Here is a 16544-nt window from a genome sequence, read left to right as displayed (position 1 = left end):
TCTACTAAACGATCCGGCGCCGTGGCTCATCGGATTCCGTTTCGGGAAGATGGCGTGGCGAAGTTTGATCAAACAATGCCTGTCCACACACAAACGCACCATTACCTCCCGCACACTATGACGATAAAAAAAATACCACCAAAAGCCCTTGGAATTTTGATGGTAGCAATAGGAGCGATCCTGATCAATTACAATTACAATAATCGTCTTGATATTATTTCCGATGACGATGATTTATACTTCTCATTTGGAATGATGCTGTTAAAAGGCAAATACAGGGGCGCTGATGACGGTCCTTTGTATTATGTCTTTCAATTGGCACTGCAACTCATCACAAATGACGCCATCCAGACCTACTACGTTAATTATATCGTCACCACCGTCGTGCCGATGGTACTGTTCTATTTTCTTCTGAGGGCTCGTAAAATTAATCTCTGGCTGGCTGTGTGGATCACGCTCATGTTTATGTTTTCCGGCCTCAATTACCCGCTTACTCCCAAGCTGACACATTACGCAATTATTTTTCTGTTACTATCCCTTCTGGCTTTTACCTACACCGAAGGGCCTGTCCGGAAATACTTTTTATGCACCTTATTCACATTACTCGCGTCATATGTGAGGCCCGAACTTTATATTGGCTATTTTCTACTTGCCGTTATAACCGGCTTCATCTGTTTTCGCGAAAGAAAATTCGGCTATATTCTTACGATGGCAACGGTTGCATTGGTATGCGGATATTTCCTTGGAACCCCTATTGGGCAGAGGGATCGAAGTTTCTGGACATTCAAGCATCATTTCTCGATCAATTATATCGATGCTCACCCGAAACTGAATTTATCGCCATGGAATCACTTCAACCAGATTACCACAACTGCCTTCGGCCACAGGTTAGTGTCTATCAAGGATGCTATCCTTACCGACCCACAGCTTGTATTCTGGCATATCAAACTGAACATCACTCAATACTTCAAAATAATACCCCTTCATTTTAAGAATATCATCTTCGATAGTATACAGTTTCCACTTCGTAAATACGTGCTTTTGGTGCTGGGCCTGCTGGTACTGTTCCGAATGGATTATCGTGAAAGCCGGCATAATGTCATCCTGGCCCTTAAGACGAATGTACCTTTTCTTCTGGTGTTTCTGACCATTCTTGCACCTACTTACGTATCCAATTTTTTCATTTACCCCCGTACACACTATGTACTGTATCACTTCTTTCTCTATTTGTACTTACTTGCATTGCTCTGTAATTGCATCACCTTCAAAAAATTTCCTACGGGCAGAGTAATTAACCTGGGATACATGAGAGCAGGCCTGAACCTGTTTTTCGTCACGCTTCTTTATGTCCCCAAATACAAGGAGAGTGCCCAAAACAAGCCGCTTCCTTCCAAAGAGTTTGCTTTGATGCTAAGAAATTGTCACTTAAAGGGGCCAGTTTCGGCCCTAGGAGGAGATGCGCCTTTTTCCTACGACCGCTACGTCGGTCAGGATTGGACGTTTTATTACTATGACATTATCCGGCCTGAAAATCTTGCCGATTGCCTGGCTGATTTCAAAATCAATTGCGTCATCATCAATAACAAAATGGATCGCTACTTCGCAAACGATTCCACTTATCACTACTTTCTAGTGCATCCGGAACGGAAGGGATTTGTGCTGGTAAAGAGAACAAAAAACCATCAGGTATTTGTCAAAAAGACATTGATTTAGACAAGCCCCGCCCTCTGGCTCATTACTTGGTGGCTGTTGCTCATCGGATTACCTATTAGGATGATAGGATGACGAAGTTTGAAATGGCTTTACCCGCCCCTTTCCCATTTCTCATTTAATCCCAATCTGCGATCACGATGAAACACACTTACTTAAAAGTGCTACTTTCCATACTGGTTACTGGTACGATGTTAGCCAGCCTTGTTTGGAAAAGGCATTGGCTGCCTTTCCTTTCTGAACCTAAAACAGAAAGTGCCGCTGCGGTGATAAGGGACAGCGGAACCATTCCGCAAAGTACCCTCGCGCAAATCCACCAAAATCTGGCCGAACGCGAGTATCACATCAGCTACGACAGCCTGAAAAATACGCTTCAAAGCCCCAACCGCAGTCACGGACTCAGGGCCTACTACAAACCGGGCCAGCTAACGATCGTCAACCGCAAAGATTCAGCGGGCCAAAATTTCAGGCTCGACCTCGTCAACGAAGGCATTTACGCTGATGGGCGGAAGTTATATAGCCCGCAAATATCGGCGAAGGCCGATCATCAGAACAACAGGCTTCGCATTCGGCACAAGGGGTTCATTGAAGAGTATATCAATGACACCAGTGGCGTCCGGCAGAATTTTATAATCGGAACCGCACCCGCGGACACCCGTAGCCTGCAAGTCAGGCTGGATACGAAGGGGATGGAAGTTACACATACGGGCAACAACGAGCTGACACTTTCCCCGAAAGCTGATCCCGGGCAGGAGCTGTACTACCGCGACCTGCATTGCTGGGACGCGAACAAAAATCCACTGGCCGCCACACTCGCTTTTGTGGATGGAAAGATCCAGATCGATGTCGATGTGGAACACGCTATTTATCCGGTCACCATCGATCCGCTGGTGGTCAACGGAAACCCTGTCAACGCCAACACGCTGCTGGAGAAAGATCAGGATCTGGTCAATTTTGGTTCTTCGGTATCCAGTGCCGGGGACGTCAATGGCGACGGGTTCAGTGACGTGATCGTAGGAGCACCCATGTATGACAACGGGCATAGCAACGAAGGAGCGGCATTCATTTACCACGGTGCAGCAACCGGCCTGAATAACACGCCCGCCTGCATGCTGGAAAGCAACCAGCAAGATGCCAAGTTTGGAACGAGCGTTTCCACCGCTGGCGATGTGAATGGAGATGGGTTCAGCGATGTCATAGTCGGCGCACCGATGTATGATAACAACGAAAGCAATGAAGGCGCGGCATTCATTTACCATGGCTCGGCCGTTGTCGGCATTGGGACCAACGCAGTGACCATGCTGGAAAGCAACCAACCCAATGCAAACCTGGGCCAAAGCGTAGCCCTGGCCGGCGATGTGAACAACAACGGGTTCAGCGATGTCATCGTGGGCGCGCCAATGTATGATAAAGATCAAGTCAATGAAGGCGTCGCATTCGTTTACCACGGTTCCGGCCTGGGGATAGCCAGTGCGGCCAGCACTACCCTGGAAAGTAACCAGCCCGATGCCCAGTTTGGTTTCTCAGTCAAAGGGGCAGGAGATGTGAATGGGGACGGGTTCAGCGATGTGGTTGTGGGAGCTTTTCTCTATGACAAACCGGAGAAAGACGAAGGGGCCGCATTTGTATACCACGGGTCTGCGGCAGGGATCGGTGCAGGAGTGGTCACGACGCTGGAAAGCAACCAGGCAACGGCCTATTTTGGATATTCGGTATCGGCAGCCGGCGATGTGAACGGGGATGGATTTGGAGATGTGGTTATTGGCGGCTTTTTGTATGACAATGTAGAAAACGCCGAGGGCGGTGCTTTCATTTACTACGGTTCGCCCAATGGCATTGGAAACGGAATCGCCAAGCTACTTGAAGTGAACCAGATAGGAGCACAGTTTGGCGCATCCGTAGCTGCTGCCGGAGATGTCAACGGCGATGGCTACGCGGATGTGATCATAGGGGCAAACCTGTTTGATAACGGGCAAGGTAACGAAGGCGCAGCTTTCGTTTATCAGGGATCTGCCACAGGACTGGATGCCACACCCATCAGCACGCAGGAAGGCAACCAAAATAATGCCTATCTGGGATCTGCGGTAGCGAGTGCCGGGGATGTAAATGGAGACGGGTTTAGCGACATTGTCGCTGGCACGCCAGGTTATGATAAGGGGCAGATTGATGAAGGGGCCGCGTTTGTGTGGTTGGGAGGGGCGAGAAGCATTAAGGAGGCTGCTGTCACTACTTTGGAAATGAATATACCCAACAGTCAATTTGGATGGGATGTTGCCAGTGCTGGTGATGTGAATGGTGACGGGTTTGGGGATGTAATTGTTTCGGCTAACAATTATGATGGCGGGCAAACGCAGGAAGGAGCGGCCTTTGTATTTCACGGATCCAGTCAAGGATTAACAGCTATTCCGGCTACCACATTGGAAAGTGATCAAAATTTGGCGAGTCTTGGTAAAGTGTCAAGTGCCGGTGATGTAAATGGCGACGGATTTGGGGACGTAGTGATCGGAGTACCATTATATGATAATCCCATTGGCAATGAAGGAGCTGCATTCATATTCTACGGATCTCAACAAGGTATAGACAAAGCAAAGAAAACTACGCTTCTGGGTTCTCAATTTGAAGGTAATTTTGGTGGATCAGTTTCCTGCGCAGGAGATGTAAATAAGGATGGTTATAGCGATGTGATAATTGGGGAGCCTGGATACGACGTTGGTGGACAATATTTTGACGAAGGTCGAGCATTAATTTATTATGGCGAATCAAATGGTTTAAATCCCAATGGCAGCATTGTTCTAACTGGCACATCCGACACTTTTTACACAGGATATGCTGTTTCCGGGGGGGACCTGAATGGAGACGGTTATGGAGATGTTGTTGTTGGGTCACCTTTTTACACGGCGGCACAAAATTTTGAAGGCGCAGCATTTGTTTACTATGGGTCACAAGCTGGTCTAAATCCAGCTAATCCTTTCATTTTACATAGCAATATAGTTGGAGCTCAGATGGGTGATGCGTTTGCCATTGGGGATATAAACGGGGACGGTTTCAATGACATAACGATCGGTGCATCAGCTTATACAAATGGGCAAACTGCCGAAGGCGCAATTTTTGTCTATTATGGATCAAGTAATGGGCCAAACGGTGTGCCAACGTTGCTCGAAAGCAATGTCGAAAATGGCTACATGGGAAACGTATCTTCGGCGGGAGACGTAAACGGAGACGGATACAGCGATTTGATCGTCGGAAGCCTAGGTTATACAAATGGTCATCCTAACGAAGGAGCATTCTATTTGTTTCTCGGATCGTCCATAGGGCTCATAGGAAATTACAACTTACTGGTTGAAAGCAATCAAGCAAGTGCTTTCCTGGGAAATTCCGTTGCGGGAGCTGGCGATATCAATGGTGATGGTTATAGTGACGTTATTGCAAGTGCTCATCAATACGATAATGGTCAAATCAATGAAGGAAGAGCCTCAGTTTACTATGGTAACAGCAGCTTAGGTACCCGCAACAACCTCCGCCTCTACAACACGGACCTATCAACTACCATCAGCCATAACCAATTCCCCCTCAACAACTTCGGCGCAGGCCTCTATGCCAAATCCTTCCTGGGGCGCAACAAGGGCAAGCTGGTATGGGAAACCAAGCCGCTTGCACAAGGCTTTTCAAAAGGCAGCAACAACACCATTACCAATAGCACCCAATTTACAGGGACACAGAATGCCTACACCAGCCTGGGGACAACTGGCATGGAACTCAAGAACCTGATCAACAAGCAGGGACCTTCCACCAAGGTTAGGGTGCGGGTAAAATATGATCCGGTGCTGGCACTGACGGGACAAGCGTATGGGCCCTGGCGTTATTTGCCTGCTTATCTGATGGGCAACAGTACTGCGCCGGTGCCGGAAGAAGTGGCGGACGGTATGTCGGAGACTATCAAAAGGAAGGCAATGATGGCGGATACCGAAAAGTGGAACGCAAGTATCAGCGTGTTCCCCAACCCGGCCAGCGATGAACTACATATACAGCATAATCAACCGGAATTAATCCGCAATGTAAAGCTATTCACTCCTCATGGAAAAGTAGTCATCGAATCACACGGCCCGACTTCGAAAATCGATGTAAAAAGGCTTGCACCTGGCTCTTACATTCTTGTCATTGGCCATTCGGACGGTTCGCAAACTTCGAAAAAGGTTATTGTTCGTTAACATTGATTCAAAACATCTGTGATCTGCCAATGGTGGTAGTGCCCGTTTGCAGATCACAGATGTTTTTCATAGGACCGTCTGCTAAACAGTATAAGTCCGTTAGCCACATAGCCGAGTTAGAGTACCATATATCATTTGATGCCCGAGGCCAAACTTACCAAAGTCCCAACCGGAAGCATAACCTTCGCGCTCACAATATTCCCGGCGAAACCCCTCTGGTGATTATCTACCCCGACCCGGCTGCACAGACGATTCAACTGAAAAGCGATCATTTGAAGGACATCAGACGGGTAGAAATTCTTGATCAGGACGGCGCAGTGTAGGAGAATATGGCTCTAAGAGCAGGATTATTGATGTTGCACAATTACCTGTCGTTCGCTATGTTATCCGGATTACCCGGGCGAACGCCGCTTGTAGTTCCCGGAAATTGATCATCGGCTGCTAGCGATGTCTGCCAGCAAAAAAGGCGTTGAAAAGCACCCTATTTCCCCTTCTGATCATTCCACTATCCGATAGTTAAACGGTTTACATGAAAATTTAAACCACGTGTAAGCTTAATAGCAGCAATTGCTATAATTCATTGTTCAACTTAAAGGTTCAACACTATGAAGAATCGTTACATGTCCATTCTGCGCATCGGAATGGTTTTAACAACTGCACTTTCTGCGTTCTTTCTGAGCATACGCAGCATCAACAAACCGGGGCGCCAACACGCAAAGCAAACATCGGCAGCCTTAGCTTCGCCATTGCCAGCAGAAGTCCCCGAGACTACATTATCCGACATTCGCTCGATGCTGGAAAAACAGGAGTACCAAATTTCTTTTGACGAAAAGAAGAAGCTACTACAAAGTCCCAACCGAAAACACAACCTGCGGGCTTACTACGAACCGGGCAAGTTCACCGTTCAGGCGCGTGTCGACACGACAGGGAACCGTTTCAAATTGGAACTGAAAAACGAAGGCATTTTCGCCGACGGGAAGCTGCTGTACACTCCCGAAACGGGCGCAAAGGCCAATCACAATGAGAACCAGGTGCGGATAAGCCACAATGCGTTCACGGAGGAATTTATCAACAGTGAAAAAGGCGTTCGACAGAACTTTATCATTGATGAAGCGCCGGAAGGCACAAAGCAGTTGCAGGTCCGGCTCGCAGCGAATGGGCTCAAAGTTCGGAACGAAGCTGCAAACCAACTCCATTTCTACACTGAAAACGAAAAAGGGGAGATAGATAACAAGCTCGTTTACAATGATCTCAAATGCTGGGATGCAAACAAACAACCGCTGAATGCAACGCTTGCTTACGTAAATGATCGCATAGCAATCACGGTAGATGTTGCCGATGCGGCTTATCCCATCACAATCGATCCTATTGTTACTAACGGCAATCCCCAAAATGCTGACAAGTTCATTGAAATCAATCAAAGCAACATGTGGCTTGGCTTTGCAGTGTCCAGCGCTGGCGATGTGAACGGTGACGGTTACAGCGACATCATTGTCGGTGCTCCTCTATACGATAAAGGGCAAAACGATGAAGGCGCGGCGTTTGTGTTTAAGGGCACTGCAAATGGATTAAGCCTTGTGTCGGAAACGTTGGAATGCAACCAGGACGGTGCGCAAATGGGGTACTCGGTTGCTAGCGCGGCGGATTTCAATGGCGATGGTTATAGTGACGTCCTGGTGGGGATACCTTTCTATAATATCAATGGGCAAGACGATGGTATAGCAAAGTTATATTTTGGATCTGCGCAGGGAATAACCGCAAACTCGACGCCACAGGATTTTCTTTCGGGTAATCCCGGCGACAACTTCGGAGTATCAGTTGCGACTGCTAGCGACATCGATGCGGACGGATACAGCGATGTCGTCATAGGGGCTCATCAATATGACCAGGGTCAGATTAATGAGGGGGCCGCTATGGTGTTTTATGGAGCTCCCGTCAATTATAAGACAGTCCAACACCTTCAAATGGATCAGGCTGACGCCATGTTCGGGTTCTCTGTCGCATCCGCTGGCGACATAAATGCCGACGGATTCAGCGATGTAATAGTAGGCGCAAGGCTATATGACAACGGCCTGGAAGATGAAGGTGCGGCGTTTATTTACAAGGGAAGCGCCAACGGGCTGCTTTCCAATACCCCGGTGATGTTGGAAAGCAATCAATTGGACGCGCGCATGGGACACAAAGTTAGCTCCGCGGGTGATGTGAATGGCGACGGATACAGCGACATCCTTGTGAGCGCCTATTTATATGACAACCAACTCGTGAATGAGGGAAGAGTGTACTTACATCTGGGGTCACAAGCGGGAATCAATGTTGTTCCTTTAAAAATCTTTGAGGGAGATCAGATCGACGCCCAATTGGGTACATCCATAGCTTGCGCGGGAGACGTAAACGGTGATGGCTACGCCGACATTATGCTTGGCGCTCAATACTTTGACAATGGCCAAAACAACGAAGGGGCCGTTTTCATCCATCATGGGGCAAGTTCCGGCATCTCGGATACTCCTGCTTCAATCGTTGAAAGCAATCAAGTAGAAGGTGGGTTTGGAACAGCCGTTGCCAGCGCCGGAGATGTGAATGGCGACGGATACAGCGATGTCCTGGTGGGCAGTTACTCCTACGATAATGGAGAAAATGATGAGGGTCATGTGTTTCTTTACCATGGCGGGGCTGAGGGGATTGGCACTAATGGGTCCGTGACACTGTCGGGCAGCGATACCGGGGCACTGATTGGCTACTCAGTTGCAAGCGTGGGGGACGTAAATGGCGACGGTCATGATGATGTGATCGTTGGGGCGCCGGAATTCGATTTTGGTGCCGTCACCGGGGGAATTGCTTTGATATATTATGGTTCGCTCACCGGGATCAGTGCAGGCAATAAAGTGATTTTAAGCAAGAACCAGTTCGGTAGTTATTTTGGTGGGTCAGTCGCAGGGGCGGGGGATATCAATGGTGATGGATATGACGATGTGATTGTTGGAGCGAGCGATTATGATAACGGCCAACTAAATGAGGGAGTCGTTTTTGTTTACTACGGGTCAAGCTCAGGTGTAGATCCGGCAATGAATTTACTTTTGGACAATAACATTGCAAATTCGAGTTTTGGCGGTGCGGTAGCAGGCGCTGGCGATATCAATCGTGATGGATATGCAGATTTCGTCATCGGAGACGACGGCTATACAGTTATGGTCGGGCAGTCTTATGAGGGTGCGGTTTTTATCTATCTTGGCTCTGCGAATGGCCCCATCAAGTCCGCTACCATTGAGTCAAACCTCGCATTCGTTCACTTTGGCATTGCGGTTTCATCTGCGGGAGATGTCAATGGAGATGGCTATGGCGACATTATAGTCGGGGCACCTTATTATAGTTTTGGTCAAAATATGGAAGGTGCGGCCTATATATTTCATGGCTCTGCCCAGGGTATTGTTACCAATAATCCCAAAATCCTCCAAAGCAACCAAACAGACGCAAATATGGGGGCGTCTGTTTCTGGTGTAGGCGACGTCAACGGAGATGGATACAGTGACGTAGTCGTTGGAGCTCCAAGCTATGACAAAGGTCAATTGGATGAGGGCATTGCCACGATTTATTACGGCACTGTTAATGGAGTCAGTGAAGTTAGCCCTGCTCCAACCATACTCGAACAAGATATTGCAAACCAACACTTCGGATACGCTGTCAAAAACGCAGGAGATGTGAACGGGGATGGGTACGCTGATCTTATTGTAGGCGCCGGTGATTTCGATGGAGTAAATGCCAATACGATCAAAGGCAAGGCTCTGGTTTATCACGGTTCCCGAAGTAGTATCCAAACTTCCCATTCATTTAGTATTGCGGGAAGCAAAAACGGCGCCAATCTAGGGTATGCCGTCTCCGGCGCGGGCGATGTAAATGGCGATGGCTACAGTGATATCGTAGTTGGGACACCGCATGCCGACAACGGTCTGTCACTCGACGTCGGTAGTGCCTCAGTATTCTATGGCAACAACAGCAAAGGCCTCAGAAACAATGTGCGGCTGCTCAACACCGGTTTAGCCGGTCTGCCAATTAATCACGATCAATTCAGCCAGCCCAATTTTGTGGCAGGTTTATTTTCAAAATCGCTCATCGGGAAGAATAAGGGTAAGCTGGTTTGGGAGACGAGAAGCGCCGGAACACCTTTTTCGAAAGTGGGCGTTTATCCTATCACGACCAGCACCCAGTTTACGGGAGCCTCTGCCAGCTTTACAACCATGTCCGGCATCAGCCATTTCTTAGGAAATATTCTTCTCAAAAACGGCATCAGCACCAAAGTCCGCGTACGTGTGCGTTACTCGCCTGTGCTAGCCATAACAGGCCAAATGTACGGCCCGTGGCGGTACGTGCAAGCACAGCTTGCGGGCTATAACAATGCGCCGGTACCCGAAGAAACAATGGCCGAAACCATCAAACGGAAAGTCACCGGTCCGGTAACTGAAAAATGGCAGGCTGGCATCAGCGTGTTTCCCAACCCGGCGACAGACGAAATTCGTATCCAGCATGGCCATCCCGACCTGATAAAGAGCGTGAAAATATTCACCCTAGCTGGAAAAGCAGTCATCGAGTCCCACAGCCAGACTTCAAAGATTGATGTGAAAGGATTGGCGCCCGGGTCATACATTTTAGTCATCAGCCATGTTGATGAATCGCAGACTTCGAAGAAAATTCTTATCCATTAGTGCGCATAAAGTATATCTGCAACTCAAACAACCTGCCAGCGAGCTTATCCTCATGGGCAGGTTTTTTTAAAATCGACCGTCTACTAAGCAGTTCCAGTTCGCTGCTCAATGGATTGTATATCAGGGCAATACTCTTGCGAAGTTTAAACCGTCTGCTTCGCCGTTGTGCTGAAATTAATTATTACGGCCTAATCCGGCAGTGGACTTCACTCATCATTTCTGGCAGTTTTATTAACCATTTATCCATTCCTTAACTATCATCTTCCATATGAACCCCGAAGGCCTCAAACCGACTAGTCTTATGTACGAGAGCAATCAATCCTTCTCCCAATTCGGAGTTTCCGTAAAAAGTGCAGGCGATGTCAATGGAGACGGCATAAAAGATTTAATAATCGGTTCACAAAGTTTTGGCCAAAATTCCGAAGGGGCAGCATTTATCTTTCGTGATTGGGGAACCGCTCTGCCAGTGCAATTAGTCAATTTTGAAGCAACAGCTCTGGATAATACGATAGAGCTACGATGGTCTACCTCCGACGAAACGAACTCCGATCACTTTGAAGTTCAAAAAGCGGACAACCTAAATAAATGGATAGCGATAGGCCAGGTAGCAGCAAATGAAAATACGATTGTTCCACAGAAATACAATTTCAGTGATCCGAAGCCAATGCAAGGTCAAAATTCGTATCGCCTTAAAATGATCGACAAAGATCAGACATACGCATACAGTTCGATCCAATCGGTTCGGTTTGAAGAATCAGAACACAATTTATCAGTGATATATCCCAATCCCGCCACCAAAACAATAAGGATCAATTCAGCTGCTCCCACCACAATATCTTTCTTCTCTGTGGAAGGGAAACAAGCATTGAAACGGGATTCTCCGAAAATTGACGAAGACATTGATGTATCTTGTTTAAGGCCCGGCATCTATTCAGTCTTGATGAGTTTTCCTGATGGGTCCACAACGACAGGGAAAATACTGATCGAATAGCTCGATAACAAAACAAAAGCCTCCCGAAGTCAGGAGGCTTTTATTTTGAAAAAAGGCTTCAACCATTTAATCCCACAGCTTCTCAGGATACACCCCCGCCTCATGTAGTGCATTCAATGACGCCTGCACCGATGGCTTGTCCTCCGGATAGGTCACCCCGAACCAGTCGGAGGCGATGCGGAACACGCGGCAGTCACCCAAACCGCCTTTGATGATGTGGGTCATAACGGTAGGAATATAAAATTCCGCCTTTGGGGTGTTGATATTTTCCCGTGCGTATTTTTCGAAAAGATCCTTGGTGATAGGAAACATAGATGGCTTAAAACCCCAGAAATTCATGGAAACTGGCGTGTCCGCCGCCAGTTCGGTACGATTACCGTCTTCCTCGAAGTAAATAATGCCATTGTCTTCAAAAATCTTGGTCCTTTCCACCACGGAATCCAGGTTATGGTCAGGCCTTTCGACGCACACGCCGCGCGATACCGTGCCGTTTTCGGAGAGGGTACGTTTCAGCTCGTACCCGATCATCGCGTGCTGTTTGTCATTGGTGTCGTTCTGTAAAAACTTCGCCATGGTCTCAAACGCATCGCGGCCGTAGAAATCGTCGGCATTAATCACCGCGAAAGGCGTGTCGGTCTGCTCCCAGGCACACAGGGTCGCATGGCCCGTGCCCCAGGGCTTGGTGCGTTCTACAACGCCCAGATCTTCGGGCACATAAGATTGTACGCCCTGAATGGCGAAATCGAAATCGATCTTACCGTTGAGTTTAGGCGCGAAAATCGCTTCTGCACTATCCTTGATCTCCTGACGTACTATAAAAACTACTTTTCCAAAACCGCTGCGGATAGCGTCGTATAATGAATAATCGATGATGGTTTCTCCGTTGGGACCGAACTGGTCGAGCTGCTTGATACCTCCGTACCTGCTGCCGATACCGGCAGCTAAAATCAAAAGAGTTGGTTTCATTCAAATGGATTTAAACGTTCCTTAATGTGGTGTGTAAAAGACGGTTCAAAATAAACCCATTCAAAACGATAAAAAAAACGCGCTCCGGATTTCGGAGCGCGTTTTTTCAAAATAAAATATTTTAATAATTTAATTAAACCGCGAAGCTTTCCCCGCATCCGCAGGTGCGGGTAGCGTTGGGATTGATGAACTGAAAACCTTTTCCGTTCAGGCCGTCGGAAAAATCGAGGGTCGTTCCGGCCAGGTATAACAGGCTTTTCTTGTCTACGATAATTTTCACTCCCTTGTCTTCAAAAACCATATCGTTAGGCTTCGAATCGGAGTTGAATTCGAGGTTGTATGTCAAGCCCGAGCAACCGCCACCAAGCACGCCAACGCGGATCTGGTAATCTTCTTCAAAACCGTCAGCCTTGCGGAGTTCTACAATTTTGTTTTTGGCTGTATCGCTTACCGTAACCATTTTTCTAATGTTTTATTACCTGTCCAATTTAACGTTTTAGCTGATGCCGAAAGTTCACGGAATCGTCGAAAACCTCGTAATCATTATAAAATCATAGCGCCGCCCTGATTAATACCGGACACGTGCACCGCCGAGTCGATACCCGCGTTAGCGAAACGTTCCTGCATGGCTTTCCCTGCATTTTTCGCATTCTCAATACCCCTGCTCAATGCAAACATCGACGGCCCCGCGCCCGAAATGCTGCACCCCAGTGCTCCGTTCGAGATAGCCGCCTGCTTTACTTCTTTAAATTCCGGGATCAGGATTGAGCGCACGGGCTCGATGATGACGTCCACCATCGAACGGCTGATCAGGTCGTAATCGGCCTTCATCAATCCGGCCACCAATCCAGCCACATTGCCCATTTGGGCAATCGTATTTTTGAGTGAAACCTCATTGCGCAAGATGAATCGTGCGTCCTTAGTATTGATTTCAATATCGGGGTGTACGAGGGTGCAATACAGATCATCAGGCACAGGAATCGTGAAAATATCCAGCGGATTATAGCTCCGGATCACCACAAAGCCCCCAAGAAGCGAAGGTCCTACATTATCGGCATGGGCGGAACCCGAGGCGATCCGCTCACCTTCCATGGCGAAAGGCAGTAATTCCCGGCGGGTCAGCGGGTTGCCCAGCAGTTCATTCATAGCCACCACACCGGCCACCGCGCTCGCAGCGCTGGATCCCATTCCGCTTCCCAGCGGCATATTTTTACGTAGCACCACCTCGCAGCCAAGGTCTTTGATACCCAGATGTTTCAGCAAAGCCAGCATCACCACGGTCACGGAGTTTTTCTCTGCCTGTCGCGGCAACCTGCCATCGTCACCCGTAATTTCCGTAATGACTATGCCCGGTTCATCCCGTTTGGTTAATTCGACCGTATCCCCCGGTTCCTGAATGGCAAAACCGAAAATATCAAACCCACACGACACATTAGCGACTGTCGCCGGCGCAAAAGCTTTTACTGAATTCACTGTAAATGGTTGTTTTCTATCCCAAATAGCTACTGATACTCATGATATCCGCAAAGACGCCCGAAGCAGTCACCTCCGCGCCCGCCCCCGGACCTTTGATCACGAGCGGGCGGTCCTTGTAACGTTCTGTAGTGAAGGAAACGATGTTATCACTACCCGAAAGCGTGTAAAACGGATGCGATGCATCGACGGTTTTCAGCTCAATGGTGGCCTTGCCGTTCTCCAAAGTAGCAATGTATCGTAATTTCTCCCCTTTGGCTTCGGCTGCGGCCTGCATATCGGCAAAGTAGGCATTGGAAATTTCCAGCTCTCCAAAAAATGCATCCACGGTAGGCGCATTCAGGCAGTTTCCAGGCAGAATCTGGGAGATTTTCACCTCCTCGGGCTCCAACGGAACACCTACCTCGCGTGACAGGATCAATATTTTTCGTCCAACATCGGCCCCGCTCAGATCGTCGCGCGGGTCGGGTTCGGTGAAGCCCTTGGCCTTGGCTTCTTTCACAATGTCTACAAACCGGTTATCGCCTCCGAAATTGTTGAATATATAGGATAGCGTTCCGGAAAGGATCGCCTCGATCTTCAGGAATTTATCGCCGCTGGCCATCAGTCCCTGGATCGTGTTGATGATCGGCAGTCCGGCTCCGACATTGGTTTCATACAAAAACTTGACACCCCGCTGTAATGCGGTGCGCTGCAATGCGATATACTCCGAATAGCTGCCGGAGTTGGCTACTTTATTCGGCGTTACCACACTGATACTGGCATCGAGCAGCATATGGTAATACTGCACAATGTCTTTGTCCGACGTGCAATCCACAAAAACACTGTTCGGCAGGTTGAGCTCGATCATCCGCTGCACGAATGCAGGCAAACTGGTTTTCACCCCCTCGTCCATGACCCGGTCGCGCCAGTTTTCCGGCTTGATGCCATCCGGATCGAGCAGCATTTTCTTGGTATTGGACAGGCCTGCAATATTCAGGTTCAATAATTTCTCCTCACGCAGGTACTGGGTCTGGTTGCGGATCTGCTCGATCAACGTACCACCGATCAGCCCTACCCCGACGATAAACAGGTTCAATGACCTCGTTTCCGACTGGAAAAACACACCGTGGATCGCATTCAATGCTTTCGACAAATCACTTTTCGAAATAACCACCGAAATATTCAGCTCGGAAGAGCCCTGAGCGGTGGCCACCACATTGATCCCGTTCTTTCCAAGCGCAGAGAACAGCTTACCTGAAACACCGGTACTTTTTTTCATCCCTTCACCTACAATAGCGACGATGGAGAGGTTTTTCTCCACCGAAATGCCGTCGATATGGTCCAGGCCGATTTCGATCGCGAATTCTTTTTCCAGCACATCGATAGCCCGTTGCGCATTCTTCGGATCGATCGAAAAACAGATCGAGTGTTCGGAAGATGCCTGCGAGATCAGAATAACGCTGATATTATTATTGGAAAGAGCTGTGAATAACCGTCCGGAAATACCGGCAACACCGATCATCCCGCTGCCCTGGATATTGACCAGCGCGATTTCATCAATGGAGGAAATCCCCGTGATGGCATACTCCTTACCGTTCGCGGATTTTTGGACAAATGTCCCTTCAAAATCCGTGTTGAATGTATTCAGAACTTTCAGGGTAATATTCCTGGCAAATGCAGGTTGCAAACTCGGCGGATAAATCACCTTCGCGCCGAAGTGCGACAGTTCCATCGCCTCGGCATAAGAAATAGACGGGATCGTGAACGCGTTTGCCACCTTGCGCGGATCGGCGGTCATCATTCCATCGACGTCCGTCCAGATCTCAATGGAATCGGCTTCCAGTGCAGCACCCACAATGGAGGCTGTATAATCGGAACCGCCGCGACCGAGGGTCGTAGTGACTCCTTCCGCAGTGGATGCGACAAAGCCGGTAATGCATTGCAACGCCGTGCTTTTTGCAAAATGTTCCAGTATAAGATGGTTGGTGACTTCAAAATTGACGTCTCCCATTCCATAAACGGCATTGGTTCGGATCACCTGCCGTGCATCACAGAACTCGGCTGCGATGCCTTTGCTTTTGAGAATTTCCGTAATCACCATGGTCGACAACCTTTCTCCAAAGCTCATAACGAGGTCAAGCGTCCTTTCGGAAAGTTCCCGGATCCACGAAACCCCTCTCAGAATATCTTCCAATTCATTGAAAAGGCCCCTGACAGCCGCAAAAGTGCTACTTTGGTTCTTGACGGGAATAAGCCCCCTGACCACAGCAAAATGCCTTTCCTCGACTCCCTTCAAAAATTCGACATAGTCTGTATTACCCGCTGCTGCCATTTTTCCAATCTCGATGAGCCTGTTCGTGACACCGCCCATTGCTGAAAAAACCACCGCGATGCGCTCACCTTTGGAGAGATTTTCTTCGAGGATACTGATAACCGTTTTGATGCTGTCGACCGATCCGACAGAGGTGCCGCCAAATTTAAGAACCTTCATTTAAAGCTATATTCGAGATATGCGAT

At 48.4% G+C, this 16544-nt stretch carries 8 protein-coding genes; 4 read left to right on the top strand and 4 right to left on the bottom strand.

Features of this window, described 5'->3' with window-relative positions; genetic code table 11:
* The first annotated feature begins 159 nt into the window (after positions 1 to 159).
* The 4 genes from BP71_RS30005 (at position 160) to BP71_RS29990 (ending at position 11606) form a co-directional block, all read left to right on the top strand.
* Positions 160 to 1713: a hypothetical protein gene (locus tag BP71_RS30005; protein WP_496385303.1), complete on the top strand. Its 1554-nt coding sequence runs from the start codon at positions 160 to 162 to the stop codon at positions 1711 to 1713.
* 137 nt (positions 1714 to 1850) lie between these two features.
* Positions 1851 to 5918 (top strand): FG-GAP-like repeat-containing protein, encoded by a 4068-nt coding sequence (locus BP71_RS30000; protein ID WP_496385302.1) that lies wholly within the window; start codon positions 1851 to 1853, stop codon positions 5916 to 5918.
* 605 nt (positions 5919 to 6523) lie between these two features.
* A complete protein-coding gene (locus BP71_RS29995; RefSeq protein ID WP_496385301.1) occupies positions 6524 to 10615 on the top strand; it encodes an FG-GAP-like repeat-containing protein in 4092 nt (1363 codons plus the stop codon).
* Positions 10616 to 10916: 301 nt separating this feature from the next.
* Positions 10917 to 11606, top strand: coding sequence for a T9SS type A sorting domain-containing protein (locus tag BP71_RS29990; protein WP_496385300.1), 690 nt, complete (start codon positions 10917 to 10919; stop codon positions 11604 to 11606).
* Positions 11607 to 11672: 66 nt separating this feature from the next.
* Here the strand turns inward: BP71_RS29990 and BP71_RS29985 are convergent, their stop codons facing one another.
* From BP71_RS29985 to thrA, 4 genes are all read right to left on the bottom strand, one after another.
* Positions 11673 to 12572, bottom strand: a complete 900-nt coding sequence (locus BP71_RS29985; protein WP_496385299.1) for a nucleotidyltransferase family protein — start codon at positions 12570 to 12572, stop codon at positions 11673 to 11675.
* 133 nt (positions 12573 to 12705) lie between these two features.
* On the bottom strand, positions 12706 to 13032 hold the full coding sequence (locus BP71_RS29980) for a HesB/IscA family protein (protein WP_234670279.1): 327 nt from the start codon (positions 13030 to 13032) through the stop codon (positions 12706 to 12708).
* A gap of 83 nt (positions 13033 to 13115) precedes the next feature.
* Positions 13116 to 14045: a homoserine kinase gene (locus BP71_RS29975; protein ID WP_496385298.1), complete on the bottom strand. Its 930-nt coding sequence runs from the start codon at positions 14043 to 14045 to the stop codon at positions 13116 to 13118.
* Positions 14046 to 14061: 16 nt separating this feature from the next.
* Complete coding sequence (thrA, locus tag BP71_RS29970; protein ID WP_496385297.1) at positions 14062 to 16518, bottom strand: bifunctional aspartate kinase/homoserine dehydrogenase I; 2457 nt, start codon at positions 16516 to 16518, stop codon at positions 14062 to 14064.
* Between the last annotated feature and the right edge of the window lie 26 nt (positions 16519 to 16544).

The sequence above is a fragment of the Dyadobacter ginsengisoli DSM 21015 genome (genome assembly GCF_059568735.1).
This window is presented reverse-complemented; position numbering and strand designations above follow the sequence as displayed.

Coding starts and splice junctions, on each gene's coding strand:
- BP71_RS30005 (WP_496385303.1), top strand. CDS start 160: ATGGTAGCAATAGGAGCGATCCTGATCAATTACAATTACAATAATCGT.
- BP71_RS30000 (WP_496385302.1), top strand. CDS start 1,851: ATGAAACACACTTACTTAAAAGTGCTACTTTCCATACTGGTTACTGGT.
- BP71_RS29995 (WP_496385301.1), top strand. CDS start 6,524: ATGAAGAATCGTTACATGTCCATTCTGCGCATCGGAATGGTTTTAACA.
- BP71_RS29990 (WP_496385300.1), top strand. CDS start 10,917: ATGTACGAGAGCAATCAATCCTTCTCCCAATTCGGAGTTTCCGTAAAA.
- BP71_RS29985 (WP_496385299.1), bottom strand. CDS start 12,572: ATGAAACCAACTCTTTTGATTTTAGCTGCCGGTATCGGCAGCAGGTAC.
- BP71_RS29980 (WP_234670279.1), bottom strand. CDS start 13,032: ATGGTTACGGTAAGCGATACAGCCAAAAACAAAATTGTAGAACTCCGC.
- thrA (WP_496385297.1), bottom strand. CDS start 16,518: ATGAAGGTTCTTAAATTTGGCGGCACCTCTGTCGGATCGGTCGACAGC.